Annotated in this window: 21 protein-coding genes and 1 pseudogene; 3 read left to right on the plus strand and 19 right to left on the minus strand. The window is 50.0% G+C overall.

Annotated features, from left to right (window positions below; genetic code table 11):
* A partial coding sequence (locus FE784_RS41245; RefSeq protein WP_176706673.1) for a helix-turn-helix domain-containing protein occupies window positions 1-955 on the plus strand: 955 nt, incomplete at its 5' end.
* Between the two features lie 6 nt (window positions 956-961).
* Here FE784_RS41245 and FE784_RS32485 read toward each other — a convergent pair.
* The 5 genes from FE784_RS32485 to FE784_RS32505 form a co-directional block, all read right to left on the minus strand.
* Window positions 962-1,243, minus strand: coding sequence for an RNA-dependent RNA polymerase family protein (locus tag FE784_RS32485; RefSeq protein ID WP_139606415.1), 282 nt, complete (start codon window positions 1,241-1,243; stop codon window positions 962-964).
* A gap of 543 nt (window positions 1,244-1,786) precedes the next feature.
* Window positions 1,787-2,701, minus strand: coding sequence for an NmrA/HSCARG family protein (locus FE784_RS32490; protein WP_139606416.1), 915 nt, complete (start codon window positions 2,699-2,701; stop codon window positions 1,787-1,789).
* Between the two features lie 167 nt (window positions 2,702-2,868).
* The gene (locus tag FE784_RS32495; protein WP_139606417.1) at window positions 2,869-3,432 is read right to left on the minus strand and encodes a TetR/AcrR family transcriptional regulator; all 564 of its coding nucleotides are present in this window, start codon (window positions 3,430-3,432) and stop codon (window positions 2,869-2,871) included.
* Window positions 3,433-3,606: 174 nt separating this feature from the next.
* A complete protein-coding gene (locus FE784_RS32500) occupies window positions 3,607-3,891 on the minus strand; it encodes a hypothetical protein (RefSeq protein ID WP_176706674.1) in 285 nt (94 codons plus the stop codon).
* 558 nt (window positions 3,892-4,449) lie between these two features.
* Window positions 4,450-5,163 carry an NAD(P)/FAD-dependent oxidoreductase gene (locus tag FE784_RS32505; RefSeq protein WP_246132297.1) on the minus strand — a complete coding sequence of 238 codons (714 nt, stop codon included), beginning with the start codon at window positions 5,161-5,163 and terminating at the stop codon, window positions 4,450-4,452.
* Window positions 5,164-5,539: 376 nt separating this feature from the next.
* On the opposite strand from FE784_RS32505, the gene FE784_RS32510 reads away from it, so the two are divergent.
* On the plus strand, window positions 5,540-5,761 hold the full coding sequence (locus FE784_RS32510) for a hypothetical protein (protein ID WP_139606419.1): 222 nt from the start codon (window positions 5,540-5,542) through the stop codon (window positions 5,759-5,761).
* A 230-nt stretch (window positions 5,762-5,991) separates the two neighbouring features.
* Here FE784_RS32510 and FE784_RS32515 read toward each other — a convergent pair whose 3' ends face one another.
* The 5 genes and pseudogenes from FE784_RS32515 to FE784_RS32530 all read right to left on the minus strand — a co-directional run bounded on the left by FE784_RS32515 (window position 5,992) and on the right by FE784_RS32530 (window position 10,533).
* Window positions 5,992-7,578: a leucine-rich repeat domain-containing protein gene (locus FE784_RS32515; RefSeq protein WP_139606420.1), complete on the minus strand. Its 1,587-nt coding sequence runs from the start codon at window positions 7,576-7,578 to the stop codon at window positions 5,992-5,994.
* Between the two features lie 197 nt (window positions 7,579-7,775).
* Window positions 7,776-7,952 (minus strand): annotated as a pseudogene (locus FE784_RS42995) (hypothetical protein); the annotation flags it as partial.
* Window positions 7,953-8,582: 630 nt separating this feature from the next.
* Complete coding sequence (rlmH, locus tag FE784_RS32525; protein ID WP_139606422.1) at window positions 8,583-9,062, minus strand: 23S rRNA (pseudouridine(1915)-N(3))-methyltransferase RlmH; 480 nt, start codon at window positions 9,060-9,062, stop codon at window positions 8,583-8,585.
* 91 nt (window positions 9,063-9,153) lie between these two features.
* Window positions 9,154-9,321, minus strand: a complete 168-nt coding sequence (locus FE784_RS41250; protein ID WP_176706675.1) for a CxxH/CxxC protein — start codon at window positions 9,319-9,321, stop codon at window positions 9,154-9,156.
* A gap of 3 nt (window positions 9,322-9,324) precedes the next feature.
* Window positions 9,325-10,533, minus strand: coding sequence for a S1C family serine protease (locus tag FE784_RS32530; RefSeq protein WP_176706676.1), 1,209 nt, complete (start codon window positions 10,531-10,533; stop codon window positions 9,325-9,327).
* 178 nt (window positions 10,534-10,711) lie between these two features.
* Here FE784_RS32530 and FE784_RS32535 point away from each other — a divergent pair, with 178 nt between their 5' ends.
* Window positions 10,712-10,921 (plus strand): nitrile hydratase subunit beta, encoded by a 210-nt coding sequence (locus tag FE784_RS32535; RefSeq protein ID WP_139606423.1) that lies wholly within the window; start codon window positions 10,712-10,714, stop codon window positions 10,919-10,921.
* Here the strand turns inward: FE784_RS32535 and FE784_RS32540 are convergent.
* The 9 genes from FE784_RS32540 to dnaB all read right to left on the minus strand — a co-directional run bounded on the left by FE784_RS32540 (window position 10,887) and on the right by dnaB (window position 21,951).
* Window positions 10,887-11,696: an MBL fold metallo-hydrolase gene (locus FE784_RS32540; RefSeq protein ID WP_139606424.1), complete on the minus strand. Its 810-nt coding sequence runs from the start codon at window positions 11,694-11,696 to the stop codon at window positions 10,887-10,889. The genes FE784_RS32535 and FE784_RS32540 overlap by 35 nt on opposite strands.
* 79 nt (window positions 11,697-11,775) lie before the next feature.
* Window positions 11,776-12,534: a two-component system regulatory protein YycI gene (yycI, locus tag FE784_RS32545; RefSeq protein ID WP_139606425.1), complete on the minus strand. Its 759-nt coding sequence runs from the start codon at window positions 12,532-12,534 to the stop codon at window positions 11,776-11,778.
* Between the two features lie 31 nt (window positions 12,535-12,565).
* Window positions 12,566-13,840 carry a YycH family regulatory protein gene (locus tag FE784_RS32550; protein ID WP_139606426.1) on the minus strand — a complete coding sequence of 425 codons (1,275 nt, stop codon included), beginning with the start codon at window positions 13,838-13,840 and terminating at the stop codon, window positions 12,566-12,568.
* Entirely contained in the window at window positions 13,837-15,678 is a 1,842-nt protein-coding gene (gene walK, locus FE784_RS32555) for a cell wall metabolism sensor histidine kinase WalK (protein ID WP_139606427.1), read from the minus strand. Before walK ends, FE784_RS32550 begins: the two co-directional genes overlap by 4 nt.
* Before the next feature lies 1 nt (window position 15,679).
* Window positions 15,680-16,396: a response regulator YycF gene (gene yycF, locus FE784_RS32560; RefSeq protein ID WP_139606428.1), complete on the minus strand. Its 717-nt coding sequence runs from the start codon at window positions 16,394-16,396 to the stop codon at window positions 15,680-15,682.
* Between the two features lie 202 nt (window positions 16,397-16,598).
* A complete protein-coding gene (locus FE784_RS32565) occupies window positions 16,599-18,140 on the minus strand; it encodes a M23 family metallopeptidase (RefSeq protein ID WP_139606429.1) in 1,542 nt (513 codons plus the stop codon).
* 197 nt (window positions 18,141-18,337) lie between these two features.
* Window positions 18,338-18,907, minus strand: a complete 570-nt coding sequence (locus tag FE784_RS32570; protein WP_139606430.1) for a hypothetical protein — start codon at window positions 18,905-18,907, stop codon at window positions 18,338-18,340.
* Between the two features lie 185 nt (window positions 18,908-19,092).
* On the minus strand, window positions 19,093-20,379 hold the full coding sequence (locus tag FE784_RS32575; protein ID WP_139606431.1) for an adenylosuccinate synthase: 1,287 nt from the start codon (window positions 20,377-20,379) through the stop codon (window positions 19,093-19,095).
* Between the two features lie 204 nt (window positions 20,380-20,583).
* On the minus strand, window positions 20,584-21,951 hold the full coding sequence (gene dnaB / locus FE784_RS32580) for a replicative DNA helicase (RefSeq protein ID WP_139606432.1): 1,368 nt from the start codon (window positions 21,949-21,951) through the stop codon (window positions 20,584-20,586).
* Window positions 21,952-21,954 lie beyond the last annotated feature (3 nt).

Below are 21,954 nucleotides of genomic sequence, written 5' to 3' on the forward strand. Positions count from 1 at the left end.
CGAGATCATCGGCGTACCTAACCAGTTTTCCAAGATGAGAGCTATTTCTGAACGGGTGCTTCAGGCCATGCAGCCTGCACAGCTAGAGCTGGCTTTGCAGGTAATGGACAAGCTCGTAAACAAAGAGGATCACGCAGACAAAGGATGGAAGCTGCTTCTAGAGCGGACTACATACGAAGCAGATCGCGCCGAACGACAGTACCAGCAGGTTGAGCCAGAGAACAGACTCGTAGCCAGAAGCCTTGAAGCCAAGTGGAACGAAAAGCTACTAGAGCTGGAACGTGTCCAAACCGAATACGCGCAGTACCGTGCGAGACTCAGTTGGAGGCCCTCCGATGAGGATCGTGCTGAAATCTTAGAGTTAGCCAACACTCTGCCTCGAATCTGGAGTGCTGCTACTACGGTTTCCAAAGATCGAAAGCGCATCATCCGTCTGCTGATTGGGGACGTTACTGTCTTTGCTGAAGCCAGAAATCCAGAAGTTCGGTTAGGGCTTCGTTGGCGTAACCATTGCTCTGAAGAGCTGGTAGCAAAGAAACCTTTGCCTAAAGGCATGGAACGAAAACATACGACGGAAACGGCAGACCTTGTTCGTGAGCTTGCCGTAACTCTGACAGATGACCAGATTGCAATGGTTTTCAATGAACAAGGCCGTCGCACACCCGAGGGCAGAGCTTTCACCACGGCTTCAATTAGGTGGCTGCGTTACCTGCATAAGATACCAGCCTATTTTGTGCCGCGGCGCGGGCTAACGGTAAAGGAGGTTGCTGAGAAGCTTGCTGTCTCAGCACATGTTGTCTACTACTGGATAGAACGAAGCATGTTGAAAGCTCATAAGCAAGGTCCAGGCCATCCCTGGGATATCTTGTTGGATGATGAACAAGAAGCAGCACTCCGGCAACGTGTCCTTGAATCTGGACACCACAACCATGGTAAGAAACAAGAACATGTTTAAGTATGATTACAATTCCAAAACCAAACTGGGAGGCGTGCAGTATGAATACACGATGGGTACGCTCAGGAGTCGCTTTTTCCCATCTTTCTTTGGAATTTCTACTCCTTTGACTGCTATTGGCATGTAACTGCCCGATGACATCCTGTCTATTTTATAGAGGTTGTTTTTCAAATCCTTCTCACATGCTATAAAGCCCGTCTTATCCATTCCGGGAGCACCTCGATTCGCTTTGACACGTTTTCTACTTTCCCCCTCGACGTTTTGGCGCTCGGGCTTTTCGATTTCCATTAAGGCTCAGACTTCTCCTGTTCCTTGCTTGAGCCTGTGCCATGCTCCTGTAACCTCTACGCCGATGATCATCTAGCCAGTAATCAGGTTTCCGCTAGACTATATCCCAGTGACCGCTCAAAATCTCTGGTTTCGATCGCACATCATCTTAACGACGTTTCATCCGTTCTTCACTTTCGTTCAGCTTCATGACACGTACCTGACCGATTTTTTTCCGGCCTTTTCCAATTGCGCTCAGCACCACAACTTTTAATTGCAGCACCCAATGGCGGTTTAGAATCTACAAATGAATGTCGATTCTGAGGGGCCTTCCCTCATCTCATGCAAAGCACGAAAAGCTGCTTGTTTCCCTCCTTTCTTTGCCGCTTTTCTTCAGGACACACTAAGCGTCAAATCATTCATCTCTTTGGAAAATTTGATGCTCTGATTTCAGAGCTTGCTACAAAATATTCCATTCAGGATCGTGATTGGGAGGCTGTTATGCTCCACCAGCAAGCGCAAAAAAGAAGCCATAAAATCAGGCCTCTTGAGTTTTTCCCTATTTTAGTTAATTTCAAACCTATGCCTGTTCTCCTCAACCCATTCCGCAAAAGATTTAAGCTCAACGCCATACTCTCTTGTTTCCTGAATATCGAAGCCGTAACCGGGTACTTCTTCTAACCACTCCATAAAATAAACCGTTCCTTCCAACATTCCGCGTTTCCGGGTTTCCTCATCGCTTGCAATTTCGAAGACGACTTTTTTATCGAGAACGCGACTCAGCGTTTGCGCAATCTCCGTCATGGAAAGTTCGTCGCTTGCGACATTAATATCCTTTCCATGAAACTTCTGCGGATTCTCAAAAGCTGCGCGCGCAAATTTGGCCGTATCCTCCCCAGAATTTAATTTTAGAGGAGTATCTCTCTTCAACGTGCCAAACAAAACCCCGTTTTTCAATTCCGGCGCCATAATGGCCGAGTTGGGCTCTACAAAATTTTCCATAAACCAACAAGGATGCAAAATCGTCCAAGCTTGGAAACCTCCATTACGGATGAGTTCTTCGATTTCGTATTTATTCTCCCAAGTCTGAGACAGATACTTGTATTTATCCCACCGTGGAAACACATTGCTGCCGGCGACCGAGGTATGCACGACTTGTTCGATTCCGGCTTTTCTTGCCGCCTCCACCATATTTGCGGCATTTCGCGGTTCAACTGTCTGATCGTAGGGATCGGCGTACTGCACTGAGAAGATTGCCGATACATTGTCCATGGCAGGTTCGAGCGATGCCGCATCGGCCAAGTCTCCCTGGATCAACTCCGCACCTTTAGCCGCTATCGCTTGAGCAGCAGCCGACTCTAGGTTCCGGGTCAGGATCCGTACGCGATGACCGTGCTTCAACAACTCGCGAGCTACGTTGCCGCCTTGTGTTCCTGTACCACCTATAACCAGTATCAATCTTGCTTTGTTGGGCTCCATATCTAACCTCTCCAATCCGAAGGAATAATCGAATTATATTACAAAGGTAAATAAAAGTAAATACCGTGGTAAAGTTTTATTGAACTTAAATTCAAAAATGAAATCAAAATACTAAAAAACGCTCCCTCTTTTGAGCGAAGCGTTACCTTTTACAACCCCTATTCGCCTTACACGACCAGCAAAATTTCAAACTGCTTCCTGGTTTCTTCCAGAATATCGAAACTGCCGCCCATAATGGCCCAATTCAGAATGACTCCATTGGCTATAATACACATCGAGTCAAGCAAATCCTCTGCGCTCGCCGGATTTTTGATTTGTCCCGCGTCTTTGGCCCGTTGAACCAGCGTGGGAATAACGCTGCTCAATAGTGATGACTTGCCTTTATCGAGCGGAAGGGTCTGGTTCCGAAGGTGGACCCTGTAATTTTCCTTCGTCATTTCGACTCCCAAACGAACCATGTGCTTCACGTAAATCTCCATTCCTTTTATCGCCTGATCGGCATAATCGGTGACGGACAGAATGTCCAGTACATCATTGTTGGAGATCATATTGTCAAACGAAAAAACCTCGGAAATCAACTCATCCTTGGATTTAAAATGGTAGTAAAACGCGGTTTTGGTCACATTGATCTCTTTGCAAATTTGATTGATCGTGACTTGATCGAATCCATATTTATTAAATAACTGGATGCTTGCGGTCAAAATAGCTTCTTTGGTTGCCCCTCTACTCATTTCTTCCCCCCAACTCCTTTGCCATTATTATAAATCATTTTACTAAGAATTAATATTACATTACTTCGGTAATGTTCTTTGTTATTTTAGTATTTACTTTGATTTGTCTTGGTAATATCACGATGCGCTCTCCCACGGATGGTCATTTACACAGCTCTAGGCACTTTACCATTCCTATCCGTGAGAACCCTTTCGTTTATTTGCTGATGCAATAAGTTGTACGGATGCTGCTTTACGTAATCTCGAACTTTCTAATGCTTCCTTTGTTTCAGCAGCAGTCAATAATTCTTCAGGGGCAAAACTAATAACTTGTCCATCCATGCTCCAACATTCAATTTCAGACCTGGTTTTACTCATGACACTTAAAGTCTTTGCAGAAGAATTGTCTGATTCGATTTTTCGAATGACAATATCCCCTTTATTGAATTTATTTACATTTAGATTTTCAGGATGTTGCAATTCATAGTTTTCCTTCTTCAAGGCTTTATTTCATTTTAAATTTTGAACTATAACAAGTGCCAGTATTATTAGCAGAGATATTGCACCGATAACCACTGGTAAGTTAAATGTTAATAAAAGGTACAGAAGCGGTTGCTAAACTGATGATTACAGTCTTGACGTTGTCTTTTTAACAAATCCCATACACTTTCTTTGAGCAACTTAACTACATTTTCCATCCGCACCACCCCAACATTTACATATCCTCACCATCAATTTCCGATATATTATATTTGTTCAAAGTTGACATTAAAAATCCCCCTGAACCAATACAGTCCAGAGGGAATTTTGTATAACTATTGGATTCAATATCAGGAAGTCATTCCACACTGTCCTCATTTGTTGGGAACACGAACAAAAGCCCAGACCATTTGAAATTGGGCTTCAACTTGCAGGTAAATGTGGCTCCAATAATCTTTCCCAAATAAGCAATACACAGCACTCAACATGTGTGGGATACGTAAAATGGACAAACCTCATGTAATAGGTTGAGACACGGGAAAGTGAAAAACAAACAAATTAAAATCTGGATAGTCGACAACTTTCTAATTCTTTCATCTGCACGTTGTCTATAATCTCATTTGCAGCCAAGCGGCTAACAATAGGAGCTAGCGTAATAGCTGAATGCATAACTGCTAGATAAAGACCCTTTATCTGATCATGAAATCCAACAATGGGGTAACCGTCTTCAGGCATGGGTCTCATTCCTACCTTGATACTTTCCAGCTCCAAATTCTCCCCTCCTTTTAAATTGTGACGAAGTATTTCAAATGCTCGTTTTCCAATTGCCTCTGGCCCATTTTCTTCAGACTCATCAATATAATCTTCCGCGGCTATTAAAGTATCATTTGTTAGTTGTCTTGCTTCAAATCTTGAATTGGAAATTAAAGTATGGATTAACTTTTCTTTTGATTTCATGCGAATTATAATTGAAGGCGAAGGAGCAACAGGAACATCGAAGCCTACTGGCTTACAGAGCTCGGGTAAAGCTGTACCAGTTGCTAATACAATAACATCTGATTCTATAAAACCATTTGAGGTGTATACACCAACAGCCTCAGAGCCCTCTTTTTTTATTTGCATAACTTTTGTATCAAAAAGTATATTCGCTCCATTTTCTTCTGCTTTTTTCACCAAAAGATTTGTTGTTAAAATAGGATCTACTGCGCCTTCTTCATAAGCAAAAATAGCTTCCTCTGGATATTCCTTCAAATTAGGTTCATTGCGAACCATCAATATTAGACACTCCACATGCATCGAATGTGTGTACTTAAATACCTACATGGATATTTAACATCCACGCCTCTATCCTTAACACGTACCTCTGCTTTACCACTACTTATGGTACGGTTCAGCTTAACGGGGCTATCGGCGAAAAATCCACCGTGGTGCTTAACTGCCACCGTTCTTGACTCATTACATTAGCACTCGTCCCGAGCCAAACAAAATATTGCGATACGATAAGCAAATTAAGTAATCGTCCAATTTTTTAATCGTTACTCCAGCAACGCCTCAAAAAATTCGGGCTTTCCCATTTGGCCAACGTTCCGTATGATTTAGAAACCTCAAGTTGAGACTTCTTAAACTTAAATATACGGAGGCCAAGAAAATGTTGACATGGGAAGATATTCAAAAACAATACGATGTTCTATTCGTTGCCAATCTTAACGAAATGGTATCAAATGGTCGCTCTGCCGGCAGTATTATTGACACATATCAAGAAGGCTTACTTAGCCTCTATGACCGCTGGAACGAAGCTAAGTATCTACATATAGACGAATTTATGTACGAGTTCATATCATTTTCAGTCCGCGTTTACCGCTACGCTTAGTAAAGTGAGGAGAACTTCCCTAGTGGGCTTGTCACCCCCTCAGAATACGTGCCCATAGGTGTAGCCCGTATATAATTGTCGCTAGAGAAGCGTAAATCAAAGAAGGCTTAATCCCAGTGCTAGGAGCAAGCTTCCATAATATACACACAAGGCCGTCGAAGTACTCGGCGGCCGTTCTGATAGTTCAACTATCGTATCCGTTAGTTTAACGTTAGTGTACTGGTACATGCTTACCTTTTGCGGTTCGAGTCATTAAATAACTTCGCCAATCCATCTGGCTGTGTCCAAGACACTACAAATTTTTTGCTCTTAATGATGTCCTCCATACTCTTTCTGGAGATATCTGTCATACCCTCATGCGAGATCGATAAGTATTCTAACTTCGGAAATCCCGATAGCAGGAATCTCCAATCCTCGGTTTGGATGCCGTCGATATATAAATAACGGAGTTTCGGTAGGTGCAGTTCGTGTATATTCTTTACCGGGTTATTTCTCAGGATAACACAGTCTAACTCAGATAATCGGTTGAGAGGAAGGATATCTTCGATTTGGTTGTTTACTACGTCGATCCGCGTTAGCGATGGAATAAAAGTCAACGGTAACAAATCAGTAAGAGAGTTGTCCGAAAAACATATAGAGCTTAAATTTGGAAGTTTGAGGTCATACATGATCTCAATGTTTGTTAACCCGCATTTGATCACGGCCAATGAATGGAGACTATCCGGGAGATGTTTTAGCTCGTTTTCATCGAACTCCGAATTGTTACTGATCATGAATTCGAGCAGATTCTTGGCATACTCCATTCCGCTTAGAGAGGCCACAAGGCCGTCGTCATACTTCGGAAATATATGGCGCAATTTAAGCATATTGATGTCCGTGAGATTATCCTTAAACAACTTAAGGTGTGCGCGGACCATACGCTCTAGGTTCTTATCCTTAAAAATAATGATGTTGCCCTTTGGTCCATTCACTTCATGAGATAACTCCGCAAAATACTCCTGAACAACCAACTCGCTTTCGGAGTTTTCATAAACATACCACTGCCGTTCAAAAAACAATGGTGGAATATACATCGGATCTATCCACCGCACGGTTTCATCATCAAAGATCTCACCTATCACTAGACTTCCATTTTCTTTCTTCAAAATACTGTTACTCTCGCGAACAAATTTACTCAAACTCAATAAGTCCATTGCATTCTGGTAGGAAACCTTGTCGCGGGTTGCAAGGCGTTTGTAGTAAGGATCAAATCGTTTAAGCCGCTCTTTCCGTGCCTCCTCTGAGTTCTCTGTATCCCAAAGCTTGATAAACTGGAATGTCTTCAGTTTATGGGCTTCAACTGCATCTTTAAAATCATCTGTAACGTAAATACGCGTAGTCAAGTGCTGCGGCAAACGGAACATATGGACTTCCGGTTCTATCTTCTCGGCACAAATATGTACGAACTCCGAGAAAAAACCGTAACCAATCTTACGCTCCATTGGATTGGTCATGTCGACAAAGTTTTGCACACGATTAACCTTCACCGCAAATAACTCATGCTCCTCATGAAGCAAGGGAAGGAATTCAACATCGCTGCCTATAAGCGGCGTGAGGACCTTCTTTGCTCTTACCGTAAGGACAGGAAAACCCATCATAAAATCGATGTAGTCGCTCTTATTGCCCTTTCGCTTGGTAACGACTTTTAGCGGCTCCCACAAGTGGCCTTCCTCTTTGTAGTAAGACCTGATCCGGTCACCATCTTGTTCATATGACTCCAGTTCAATACGCATAGACTTTTCTGACGCAACCAGCAACCAAATTTTTATTTTTCTCAACTCCGATCACTCTATTTTCACAAATTCAAATCTTAGTTCATTCTAGGATTTTTGCCGCATGAATCAAAGATAGCGGCACTACCACCATAATAAATAATAATCTAATATTCTCCCATATTGTTGTACTATCCTACCCGTTAGCGCAACGGCTAATAAAGCATAAGAACTTCCATTAATTATATATTTTAGACACATTTCTAACGATACATTTGTACATACCACATTTTGAACCCGTGCCGCTTATAAAAACCGACAATACGTTGCCACTCCAGATTCGATGAACCTACAAGTGCATGAGTTACACCGTTTGATTCAGCTTCGGCAATGATGCGATCGACCAATTGATGACCGACACCATCTGCCCTGGAATCGGGGTGAACATAAACTTCCTAAATTTCCAGAAAATGAGAGTTTGATGGAAATATAGGATATTGGGAAGTTTGAATCACCCCGTGCGTATATCCGATTATCCGACCTTTCTGTTCGGCAACCCAAAAGTAATCCCCTAAACGCTTAGAAATCTTTTCATCATTAGATGCAGGATATGCGAACGTAACAGCCTCATCCGCCCATAACCGAGACAATTCAGCTATTTGGGGAACATCATTCAATGTGCATTTCCTTATCGTTACCATACTTGACCTCCATTGGAGTAACCCAACAAAACCATAGTTTACCTAAATTGGAGATTCTATATTTACCCCAAAATATCCTCTTTGTTATCGAACAATCCTGCCCGTTAGTTCAACAGGCTACGGTATTAATATTTCAAACAAGAATTATGACATTTTAGAGATATTTAAATTTGAAGAGTCCATTAAAGACTTTTTGCTGGCCCCGTCGGAATCCGAAGGAACTTGAGGGGCCAGCAGCTCTGGCACGTCGAAACAGCCCGCACGAGCCCGCCTGCCAAGCGATCTTTCCCCAGGGTGGCATCACCCCCACCCTCCCTCTCCGGGGCGACTTTCCGCGCCCAGCAAGCGATTAATGCCAAAAATTTCGGATCATTTGTGATATGGTTCCCCCCGAATAATCCGAAAAGCCCGATAAACCTGCTCCACCAGCACCAACCGTATCAGCTGATGCGGAAACGTAATCCTGCCAAAAGACAGCTTGGCGTCGGCCCGCTTCAGCACGTCGTCCGACAAGCCGTTCGAGCCGCCGATGAGGAAGGCGATGTGGCTTTTGCCGTACGTGCCGAGGCGGTCGATCTGGTCGGCGAGCTCCTCCGAGGTCCACATGTGGCCGCCGATAGCCATGGCGATGACGTGCGTGTCCGGCTTGAGCGCCGCCAGGATGCGCTCGCCCTCCCTTTGCTTCACCTGCTGCTCCTCGGCTTCGCTCATGCGCTCGGGGGCCTTCTCCTCCGCCACCTCCGTGATGGTGAGCTTGGTGTACGGCGTCAGCCGCTTCGCGTATTCCGCGATGCCGTCCGTCCAATATTTCTCCTTCAGCTTGCCTACCGCGATAATTTGAATGTGCATGCCTCATCCCGCTCCCAATCAAGGTTATATTCGTTCTTATTCTCTCCCATAACGAAAGAAAGGGAGCCCTCGCAGGCCCCCGTGTCCGTATTCATATGACCAAAAATTGCGGCTTGTTCGCGCACCGCTCGCATGTCGCCGGCGGCTCCCAGGCGCTGAAGCGCACTTCCTTCAAATCGTAAATGTCCGGCGCTTCCTCGTATTCGTCGACAAATTGGTCGATCGCGATCTCTATGTGCTCCTTGCATACGACAAACATCGATTAGTCCTCTTTCTCGCCCAATTCGACCGTGGCGGTCGCTTTTTTACCTGCCCGGTAATACGTCACCTTGATGCTGTCGCCGATTTTTTTGGATCCGTACAAATATTGGCGCAGCGTAATATTATCGTAGACCGGCTTGCCGTCGAGCTCGGTAATGACGTCATTGGTCGCGAGTCCCGCGGCCTTCGACGGGCCGATCGCATCGATGACGATAAGACCATTCTTGACCGAATCGGGAAGTTTTAAAACTTCCGTCCCTTTATAAGCCCGAAGCGGCTCGGTAGTCAGCCCCAAGTACGGACGCTTCACCTTGCCGTACTTCAGCAGACTCTCGATCGTCTCTCTGGCCGAATTGATCGGAATGGCGAAGCCCAGCCCTTCCACGCCCTTCTCGGCCACCTTCATGCTGTTAATCCCGATCAGTTTGCCTTCGAGATTGACGAGGGCGCCTCCGCTGTTGCCTTGGTTGATCGCCGCATCCGTCTGGATGACATCCATCTCCCAATCGTAATTCCCGTCTCCGGCAAACGAAATCGGCACCTTCTGGTGCGGCGAGCTGATAACCCCTACGGTCGTCGTCTGCGCGAACCGCAGTCCGAGCGGGCTTCCGATCGCGATCGCCGTCTGACCGGCCTTCAGCTTCTCCGAATCGCCGAATTCGGCGTACGATTGAATGCCGGACGAATCGATCTCGACAACGGCCAAGTCCGTGATCATGTCTCGGCCTTTCAGCTTTCCTTTGCGGTGTTCCCCATTCGCCAATATGACTTCGATCTGCGAAGCCGATTGCACTACGTGGTTGTTGGTCACGATATACGCCTTATCCCCGTCCTTGCGGAACAACACGCCCGAGCCGATGCCCAGACTCTGCGCATTGCCGGCGCCTTCTTCCTTAATGGCGCTCAGAATGCTGACCACCGCGGGCTTCACTTGCTCCACCGCGCGTACGACCTGGTCTTCCATGAACTGATAGCTGTTGCCGGTGGACATCACTGGAACGGCCGCTTGCTTATCCGGATTATCCCGGTGCGATCCAATCCCGATCAGGAGGGTTCCCAGCATAAGCGCAGCAGCGGCTCCCGCGATCGTTACGACCGCGGCCTTGCCGTTCTTGCTCCGTCTGACGGATGGAAACTCCGATCCATCGTGCGTCCAGCGGGTCCTACGGGGCAGCTTCGTCGTGTAGAAATCGTCATCAAACAAGCTCATGCCCGCTTCTCCTCTCGGGTGACTTCACTCTATTTCCACTCGATTTCCAACCGGAAAAAAGAGGAATGTTTTCGCTTCTAGCGGCCTATACTAAGAATACGAGAACCGCTCCCCTTATTTTACTAGATTTGCACGGAAAGTACGAGCCAGTTTCACTGGAAAAGGAGAGAAAAAGTCAATGAATCGTATCCACTCTCATATGCAGGAAGTCAACTGGATCGGCAAGCTCGCCGATCTGAAAGAAGAGCATTACCGCAATACGCTCCTCGTAACCGCTCTTATGGATTTGTTGATCGAGAAAGGCGTCATGACGCGCGGCGAGCTCGAGACGAGAATGACCGAGCTGGATCGGATCATGACTCCCGACCCAACCTATCCCATCTCGTAGGACGGTCGAAATACGTATCCTTGAGCTCTACCTTGCGCCCGTCCGCTTCGATCCCGCGGTCCTCTAATATATTATTCACGGTCAGTTTGGCCAAATCCATCAAGTTATGGTCGCGGCTCAAATGAGCCAAGTATACCGTCTCTGTCTGGCCGGACAAAATGTCGCACAGCGCTTCGCCCGCGGCCTCGTTGGACAGATGGCCCGTATCGCCCAGTATGCGCCTCTTGATATTCCAAGGGTATTTGCCCATCCGGAGCATCTCGATGTCGTGGTTCGACTCCAGAATAACCGCGTCGGAATCGATAATTTTCTCCTTCACTTTGCCGCTGACGTAGCCGAGATCGGTAGCCAGGCTAAGCTTGTGCTCCCCGTCGTAGAAGCAGTAGCCTACCGGCTCGGCCGCGTCATGCGAGATCGGGTAAGATTCGACCTGAAGCGCCCCGAATTCGACGACGCTCCCGGTCTCCATCACCTTGATCTTCTCTTCCGCCAGCTCTCCCAGATGCTTGTTCAACGCTTCCCAAGTTTTCTCGTTGGCGTATACGGGCAAATCGTGCTTTCTCGCCAACGCGCCGACCCCTTTAATATGGTCGGAATGCTCGTGGGTGATCAGGATCGCGTCCAGCTCCGCCCCTTTCACGCCCCGCTCCTCCATCAGCTGCTCGATTTTTTTGGCGCTCAGTCCCGCATCCACGAGCACCCTCGTCTCGTCGTTCTCCACGAGCAGCGAGTTCCCCGTCGAGCCGCTTGCCAAAATCGTGTACCGCATGGTCATCCGAAATCCCCTCTTGTCCCATCTTCTTGTCGCCACAGCCGGATCATCGCAGCCCGCAACTCGGCTCGGCACCAACCGTTTACGGCTTCTTCGTCGTGCGCTCCGCCGTCTCCACGTCTCCCCGGAACCCTTGCACGTAATAAATATCCCCGTTCTCGAGCGCCACGCGCCATGTAGGGAACGTCGGAAGCGTAGACCACTGCTCCGTCTCGAAAAACTGGCCGTGATAGCCGAGCCGGATATCCGTCACGACGGCGCCGTTCTGCAAATATTTTTCCGCCAGCGTCCGGAGCACGGTTTGGGCCGAGATCACCTTCTTCTCTTCCTTGCCCTCCGAACCCGTGTCGACCTCCACGTAGGACTGCCGGTAGCCGGTCACTTCCCCGTTGGTCACGAACAACTCCAGATTGACGTCGAACAATGGATATTCTCCGACGAGCTGATTCATCATAAACGAGCCGTCCTTGCTCGTAACCCGATCATACGCGTACGAATCGATTTTCGGTATGGCCTTGTTCCCCAAATCCTTCAACGAGCCTTTGCTTAAAAACAAGTTATAGCGGATCGGCTCGGCCAGATTGATTCGCTGCCCGTAATTTTCGCCGTCCACCCATTTTACCGTAATTTCCCGCATCTTCGGAGTTTCCTTCGGCACGGCCGCCGTCACCTTGATCCCCCGACTGATCAAGATCCGGTCCAGCTCCTGGGCAATATCCGCCGACGCTTGCTTCGAGTCTCCGATGACGTTCCATTTCCCGATCCACAGCTCGTAGCCGAGCAGCAAATTCAGCCCCAGGAAAGACAGTATGAATATCGATTTCGCTTTGCTCCAGTCCATCGCACCCTCACTCCGCCTTTCCCGGCTTCGGTCATCTCAAAATATCGTACGTCCCGTCGCGGAGCTCTACGGCCCAGACCGGGTTCAGCTCCATAAATTTGTCCCGCACGACCGGCTGATAAGCCGGCGTCACCGATACGATCAAATTTTTGCGCGAATACGCGTTCAACATATCGTCCAGCGTCTTGCCGCCTTCGATCGTTTTAAGCGAACGCTCCACATTCGTGTTGTCCAGCATCATCATCGAACGCTCATAATTGGCTACGACCCGGTTCTGCAACACCGTTCGGATCAAGCCGAAATTATCGCTCCGGTCGCTTATGATCGGAAACGAGTCATAATATTGACGGAACGTAAACTGCTGCCGCCCGATCAGCTGCGACTGCGTGAGCGACTTGGCCATGAAGCTGCCGTTCCAGCCCCCGTTCTGGTTAATGAACTGCACGGCGGCGTTCAGGTTCTCCCTTACGTCATTGCGGCTGTCGACCACCGGAATCGGATCCGTGTAGCTCATCCACAGCTGATCGGGCCTTACCTGCAATCCCCTTTTGCCGTCCGTATATATTTCCGAGCCGTCATTTTTGCGGTAATTGCGCATATTGCGCGGGTCCACGAACAGCGTCTTCTGGAGCTGATCGATCGGCATCGTATTGACCGCGATTTTGTACTTCGCCACCTCGAGCGGCTGATCGGGCAAATAATAGTCGTCCTTCATATGGAACGTGACGAGAAGCTCCCCGAACCCGACCATTTGCTCGATATTTTTGTTGTTCAGATCGGCGCGGGCTTCGTAATTATTGTAATCGGTCTGGAAAAAAGTCCGTACCTCTTCGATGTCCCGGTTCACGTATATCCAGATCCGGTTGACCCCCTCCGTATCGAGCGGGAGATCGCCCCTTAGCTGAAATACGCTCTTCAAAATGCTGAACGGAACGCCTCCGCGCTGGAAGCGCACCTCCACGCCCGCCTGCTTGTTGCGAATTTCCTCCCAGTCCAACCCGGTTTGAAGAGGCCCGGTCCGCCGGAAATTATCGAACGTCCGTCCCTTGAGCATCTTCATAATTTCTTTAAAATGCAGATGGTTCGGATACAGCGCCATATGCGTTTGCTTGCCCGTATGAAGCACGATCTGCTCCGGGAATATGAGCTCCTCGGTTGTCACCTGGGTTCCGATCCGGTCGGTTTGAACGTACTCCGCCTGATTGGTCGGCATTTGGCGCGGCGAGCTGAAGATGAGCATATAGCTTTGCAGCAAGCTGGCCAGTACCAGGAAAGCGAGAATCGCGGATTTGAATTTCTCGATCATACCGCCTCACCTTCCATTCTGTGGACCGGCAGCGCGAACGTGACGCGGGTTCCCTGGTTCAGCTCGGAATCGAGCGAGATCGTTCCGCCGTGAGCCTTTACTATTTCCCGGGCAATGGATAGCCCGAGGCCGGTTCCGCCCATATTGCGGGAACGGGCTTTATCTACCCGGTAAAACCGGTCGAAAATGCGCGCCAAATCTTTTCTCGGAATGCCGATCCCGTTATCCTGCACGACGATTTCCAACCATTCCTTCTCCGTCTTGCGGGCCCGGATCGCAATCGATCCCTCTTCCGGGGTATATTTGATCGCATTCGATACGAGATTGTCCAGCACTTGGTCGATTTGATCGCGGTCCAGCATCACTTCCTGAATGCCGGAAGCGACCTCGATCTCTATCGAGATTTCCTTCTGATCGAGCTGGAACGAGAACCGGTCGGCCACCTCTTCCAGCATATCCGGCACGTGCGTCGGCACTCGGCTGATGAGAGCTTTGCGCGAATCGAGCCTCGACAAATGCAGCAGATCGTTGACGAGACGGATCATCCGCTCCGTTTCGTTGCGCATGACGCCTACAAACCGGTGAGCGAGCGCCGGGTCCTCGATCGCTCCGTCGTCCAACGCCTCCAGGTAGCTCTTCATCGTCGTAAGCGGCGTGCGCAGCTCGTGCGACACATTGGCCACGAATTCGCGCCGGGCATCCTCCAGCTGTTCCTGCTCGGTAATGTCGTGGAGCATGGCGATCGTACCCGAAATCCCTTCCCCTCTTCGGTGAATCGGAGTAAAGACGACTCTTAGCGTTACGAAATCCCCCTCTTCCTCATTGCCCACCTGAATCGTTGCGGTTTGATGCTCGCCCTGCACGTATTGCCCGATTTTCTCCTGCGCGATGCCGAGCGCTTCCGATATGTTGCGGTCCGTTATGTCCTCGTTGCCGATACGGAGCATCTGCTTCGCCTGACGGTTCACCACGATGATCGTGCCTTGATCGTCCGTAGCAATGACGCCGTCGTTCATGTTCGCCAAGACGGAAGCCAGCTTCTCCCTCTCTTCTTCGTTCAGCGACAGCGCTTCCTTCAGCCGGTTCGTCATATGGTTGAACGCGTTGCCGAGCTGTCCGATCTCGTCCGGCCCCTTCACCGAAACCTTCTGATTAAAGTTGCCGTCGGCCATTGCCGTCGCTTGTCTCGTAATCTCCTTGATCGGATTCGTAATCGTATGCGAAATAATGACCCCGAGGAACACGGTCAACGCAAGAGCAATTCCGGTTCCGGACAAAAATATTTTGTTGATCCGGTTCATCGTTCCGTATAACGACTCCATGGACGCCACGATATAAACGGCGCCGAGCACCTTGGCCCCTTCGCTGACCGGCTGCGCCACCACTTTGCGCCGATGGCCGTCGATGTCGATCGTCTCGGACTGGATATCCTTGATCCCTTGCAGCGCGGAGATGACTTCGGCCTGCAAATTTTTTTGTCCGATCAGCGAAGCTTTGTTTTGCGCCGAAGTCGTCAGCACGATACCGTTGGCATCGATAATTTGGATTTCCGCGTCGCTGATATTGAACAGACTGGTAACAATTTCGTTAAGGTCGGCGTAAGACTTCTTCCCTTCCGCCGTCGGACCCGCCTCTTGACTGGCCACCAGAGACAGCTCCGCGAAGCCCGCGAGCAAATACGCCTGCTTGTTCAGCGAATCGGTAAAATTATCGATAAACGACCGCTCCATCGTGCGGACGAAGTATACGCCGATCAATTGCATCGCCATCAAAATAAGCAGCACATAGATGATGACGATTTTGCTTTGAATCGTTTGGAACAGACGCATTTCCTTCAATTCAAGCGCCTCCCGCCTTCGGGTTGCGCATCGTATACCCCAGCCCGCGGCGAGTCATGATATATTCCGGGCGGCTCGGGTCGTCCTCGATCTTCTCCCGCAGCCGGCGGATCGTCACGTCGACCGTGCGGACGTCCCCCAAATATTCGAAGCCCCAAACCGCTTGCAGCAGATGCTCTCGCGTCATCACCCTGCCGCAGTTTTTGGCCATATAGTAGACCAGCTCGTACTCGCGGTGCGTCAAATCTAGCGTCAGACCGTCCTTGTACACCAAATACATATCCGTATCGATCGTGAGCCTGTGAAGGCGCAATCCGGCCGGCTCCGTCGCCTCCTGCTGGTTTTGGGCGGCCTTGCTCTGCCGGCGCAAATGCGCCTTCACCCGCGCGAGCAGCTCTCTCGTCCCGAACGGCTTCGTCACGTAATCGTCGGCGCCCAGCTCCAGCCCCAGCACCTTGTCCACTTCGGAGTCTTTGGCCGTCAGCATGATGATCGGAGTATCCTTCTTGGCGCGCACTTCGCGGCACACGTCCATGCCGTCCTTCACCGGGAGCATAATGTCGAGCAGAATGAGATCCGGATCCTCGGAGAAGGCGAGCTCCACCGCCGCACCGCCGTCAAACGCGCATACGACCTGGTAGCCTTCTTTCTCCAGGTTGAATTTCAATATTTCCGCGATCGGCTGCTCGTCGTCCACGACCAATATTTTTCCGTACATCCGCCTTCACCGCCCCTTTTCGATTCTTTTCTCTATATTACCATACATGGCGTTTCAAATCGCAATGAATCGGTTAATAGTAAAATATCCCTGGAAATTCGTGGAGGTGAATAAAGAGGCATGAAGCCGACTATCGTTCGGCCCCATACCTCTGGGTTGCAATCTTAGGAATAAAGATAAGTTCGTTTTACTTATCTCGATATTACCGGGACAAAAATTTGAGAGGATTCTCGGCTACGCCGTTGCGTTGAATCTCAAAGTGCAGATGTACGCCGGTGGAATCGCCGGTGCTGCCCATGACGCCGATTTTCTCGCCTTTTTCGACGATTTTGCCTTTCGTCGTCTCGATCTTGCTCAGATGCCCGTACACGGTAACGTAGCCGTTCTTATGGTCGACGACAACCTTATTGCCATAGCCGTCGCCTTTGTCGCCCGTATACGTGACTACGCCGTTATCGGCAACGACGATGTTGCGGTTTCCGGTTATATCGACGCCTTTGTGCATTTTGCCCCAGCGCATTCCGAAATAGTCGGAGAGCTTGGCGCCTACGACCGGCCAGATGAACTTGCCGCTGCCTTCGCCGAGAATCACCTTCGTGCCTTTCTTGGCATATTCCGGAACCGGCTGCTCGATGATTTCTTCGTCGACAAGCTCTTGGTCCATCATATAGCCGTTCGCCTTCGTCACGAGAAACGTTACTTTCTTCATGCCGTTCTTGCCGGGCTTGATCGTCTGAATTTGGCCGGCCCGCATCGTATCGTCTTTCTCGTAGATAATTTCGTGCTGCACCTCTTGATTCTCGACGATTTTCTCCACCGTCTTCACGGTGAGCGCAGGCTTTAACATCGTTACATCGAGAACATCGCCTATTTTGATCTTATCGTCTTGAATCCACGGATTTTTCTCATAGATGAGCTGCTTCGAGATGCCCAATTTCTTGGCGATGCATCCGACGCAATCTCCTTTTTCGACCGTATACTTGCTGGGAGCGACGTCGCCGGTCTCCAGCTTGACGATCAAGTCTTCGGGCTTAGCAATGTCCTCGGGCTTGATCTCGGTGATCTTCAAGTCGACCTTCTCCATAAACTCGGCCGATTGGACCACCGTTTCTCCGACTTGCGGCTCTGGAGCCACGGAGAGCACGGAGACGCGTCCGTCTTTTTTCTGATTCTGGGGGACGTACTTCCCTTTGATCCGATTCAATACGTCTTCAGCCATTTCTTTGTCTTTCACGATACCGACCAGCTTATCATTGACGACCAGTTGTACGCCGACCGCGTGAGACTTCAGCAACCCGTCCAGATTCATCAGGGCAGCTTCGTCATCGCTTTGGATTTTGTAAGCCTTTTCAGCTTTATAGGCGACCTCGTCCGAATTCAGCACCATATGTACGTTCGGATTATTCTCTTCCAGCTGCTTCACTTTCCCTATAATGTAGTCTTCCACAATCTTGGGATCACTCACCGTACCCGCGATCTGACTGCCTACATATACATGATACACCTCATAGGTGTGCAGCTGTACGTATTCATTGCCTCCGACCGATATGGAAGCCAATAGTCCCAAGGCGCCAACGCCTTGCAATAAGCGGAGCTTGTAGGTCCGCAGCAACGACTCCGTGCGATGAAGAGGCCGTTGTTCCTTTATTTTTTCAGTCAAGCTTTCGTATTGAGCCTTGGAGAACATGCGCTTCGTTTTGTCCAGCGCAGCCATGACCCAATCTTTACCCTTGAATGACTTCATGAGCTTCTCCTCTTACATTGGTTTTTTACGAAACTTGGCAACATTCGGCAACAAAAGCCGACACCAATGTTTTTACTTTACCACAGACTGTCTATCAGTTTCAACTTTCTGTAGGTAAAGACCTTTGAGAGGATCGTGAAGGCAGGCGGCAACTGCAACGTACGAGACCATCGCTTCTATTGGATAACCTGGCTATTCTAGTATTTGTTCACTATGTCCATCAGTTTGGCAACTTGTTCGGGCTTTAAGTATTGACCCACGATCTTCTCGATCTCCTCCAGCTCCGTAGCGGTGAGTCCGTCCTCGAGTTTTGTCGAAATATGCTGGAGTTCTTGCTCGGGCAGTTGGGAAATAAGCATAGAAAATATGGTTACCTTGTCTTCCTCCGAAAGCATTTCCCGTTTCTTCTGAAACTGTTCGGCGCTGATCACCACTTTTTCTTTGCTCCGGGCCTCCTCTGTACCGGTTTGCGACCAAGCGGCGACGGCGTCGTCCTGCGGCGTCGTGGCGTCCTTGCTTGCATCGGGCTGCGGCGCCCTCTCCTTTCCCTGTTGTGGCGTTCCCCCCTGACCTACTATATTCGACCCGGTCCACAATTTTGCAACAAATTCTGAAAATTCCATCTGCTTTGTCGGCAATACCGCCTCGTAAGGCTTCAACATCTCCTGAACAAACACGTTCATCACATAAAAAGTCGTTGCCGCGGATATCGATGCAACCACAATCGCCGTTACGATCATTTTACCGAGCCAGCCAAAAAATTTCATGCTGCCGTCCCCACCTTTTGACGCTTTTGCGCTGCTTAATCATGCCAGTAGCATCAGTATTGACGGAAACGGGAGGCTTGAAACCGCGTTATCGGGAAAAAAGGGGCTGAAGAAAACGAAAAAGCCGCCTTCCACGACCTATGGCCGTAAAGGGCGGCTTGCTTGTCAGCTAGCGCGATCTATGTTTATGCGTATACCGGGCGGACAAGATTCGTCTGCTCGCGGTTGCGGCCGACGGAGAAGATCGAGATGGGAATGCCGCTCAGCTGGGAGACGCGTTCCACATAATGTCTTGCCGTTTCCGGAAGGTCCTCGAGCGATCTGGCGCCGGATATGTCTTCCTTCCAGCCTGGCAGCTCTTCGTATACGGCCTTGCATTCGGACAGCATTTTCAGGCTGGCCGGGTAGTAGTCGATTTTCTCGCCGTTGTATTCGTAGTGGGTACAAATTTTCACCGTATCCAAGCCGGACAGAACGTCGATGGAATTGAGAGACAGTCCGGTAATCCCGCTCACCCGTCTGGCATGCCGAACGACGACGCTGTCGAACCAGCCTACGCGACGCGGCCGGCCGGTAGTCGTACCGTATTCATTGCCCTTCTCGCGGATCCAATCGCCAGTCTCGTTGTTCAGCTCCGTCGGGAACGGTCCGTCGCCTACGCGCGTCGTATACGCTTTGGCAACGCCGATAATTTGGTGGATCTTGGTCGGCCCTACGCCGGAACCGATACATACGCCGCCCGCAGTCGGGTTGGATGAAGTTACGAACGGATAAGTCCCTTGGTCGATATCGAGCATGACGCCTTGCGCACCCTCGAACAATACCCGCTTGCCTTGGTCGATCACGTCGTTCAGGACGACAGAGGTGTCGGTTACATACCGGCGCAGCACTTCGGCATAGCCCAAATATTCGGTCAGGATCGAATCGGCGTCCAGTCCTTTGCCGCCGTATACTTGCTCGATCAGCGTATTCTTCTCCGCCACGAGGTGGCGCAGCTTGCGCTCGAACTCTTCCGCATCCATCAGGTCGGCGATGCGAATGCCGTTGCGGGCCGCCTTGTCCATATAGCAAGGGCCGATCCCTTTGCGCGTCGTGCCGATCTTGTTGGCGCCTTTCCGGTCCTCGTCCAGCCCGTCGAGCAGCAAATGATATGGCATAATAACGTGAGCGCGATCGCTGAGCTTCAGGTTGTCCGTCGAGAAGCCGTTCTCGTGAATGTAGTTGATTTCTTCGATTAATGCAGCCGGATTGATAACCATTCCGTTGCCGATAACGCAAACTTTATTCGTATAGAAAATTCCGGATGGAATCAGGTGCAGCTTATACTTCTTATCCTTGATCAAAATCGTATGTCCGGCGTTGTTCCCGCCTTGATATCTTGCGACCACTTCGGCCGATTCGGCCAAAAAGTCGGTAATTTTGCCTTTCCCTTCATCGCCCCATTGGGATCCGACTACAACTACGGTTGACATGCGCATACCCCCAGTTAAGGTGTGACGACACACCGAGATCACCGCAATGCAATAGCGAAGGCGGCATTTCCAGTGTAGCAGTCCCACTATGTAAAGTCAATGAAAAACGAACAATTACACGAATGACCGTGTAATTGTTCGGAAATCATACACAATCGACAAAAAAGAAGAAACTTTGGCGGCGTATTCGGAACAGGTTCCCCGTCAGCCAAATCCCGCTGCGGCTTCTTGATGCGCACGGTCAAGACTTACGAACTTGTTGTAGTTTTTCAGAAAGGCGAGCTCCACCGTTCCGACCGGACCGTTCCGCTGCTTGGCGATAATGATCTCGATAATGTTCTTCTTCTCCGACTCTTTATCGTAATAATCGTCGCGGTACAGAAACGCCACGATGTCGGCATCCTGCTCGATCGAGCCCGATTCCCGCAAGTCCGACATCATCGGCCGCTTGTCCTGACGCTGCTCGACGCCCCGGCTGAGCTGGGACAGCGCGATAACCGGAACGTTCAGCTCGCGGGCGATCTGTTTCAGCGTCCGGGATATTTCCGATACTTCCTGCTGTCGGTTCTCGCCGGCTTTGCCCCTGCCTGCAATGAGCTGCAGGTAGTCGATCAAGATCATGCCGAGACTTTTCTCCTGCTTCAGCCTGCGGCACTTGGCCCGAATATCCGCTACGGTAACGGAGGGAGAATCGTCGATATATATATTCGCTTCAGACAGCGTACCGATGGCCATCGTCAGCTTCTCCCAATCGTCTCCTTCCAGATGCCCGGTACGCATCCTCGTCGCATCGACGTTCGCCTCCGCGCAGATCATCCGCTGGACGAGCTGCGCGGCGCCCATTTCGAGACTGAAGATGGCCACCGTCTCCTTCGCCCGTACACCGACATTCTGGGCGATATTCAGCGAGAACGCCGTCTTCCCTACGGACGGACGCGCCGCTACGATAATCAAGTCGGACCTTTGGAAGCCGGACGTCATCTTGTCCAGATCGGGGAAGCCGGACGGAATTCCGCTTGTCCCGCCTTTATTATTGTACAGAAACTCGACCTTCTCGAACACTTCCATCAGCACGTCGCGAATGGATACGAATCCGCTGCCCGATTGGCGCTGCGATATTTCCAGAATGCGCTTCTCCGCATCGCCGAGCAGGCTGCTGACGTCATCTTCGCCGGCGTAGCCGCTCGATACGATTTGCGTCGCCGTGCGGATCAACCGGCGCAGCATCGATTTTTCTTCGACGATCTGCGCATAGTAGTCCACGTTGGCCGCGGTAGGCACCGCATTGGCCAGCTGGCTTAAATAGCTGACCCCGCCGATATCCTCCAGCTGTTGGTTGTCCTGCAGCCGGGCGGTCAGCGTAATCAAATCGATCGGCTCATTCTGCTGGGCCAGCTCGAGCATGGCGCCGAATATATGTTGATGGGACGTCCGGTAGAAGTCGTCGCTGCCGACCCGCTCCATGACCGTGATCAGCGATTCGCTTTCGAGCAGGATCGCTCCGAGTACCGCTTGCTCCGCTTCCAAATTTTGCGGCGGAATGCGGTTTTCGAGAAACTGTTCCCCGTTCATGTC

The organism is Paenibacillus hemerocallicola, assembly GCF_006265175.1.
GTDB classification, from domain to species: domain Bacteria; phylum Bacillota; class Bacilli; order Paenibacillales; family NBRC-103111; genus Paenibacillus_AB; species Paenibacillus_AB hemerocallicola.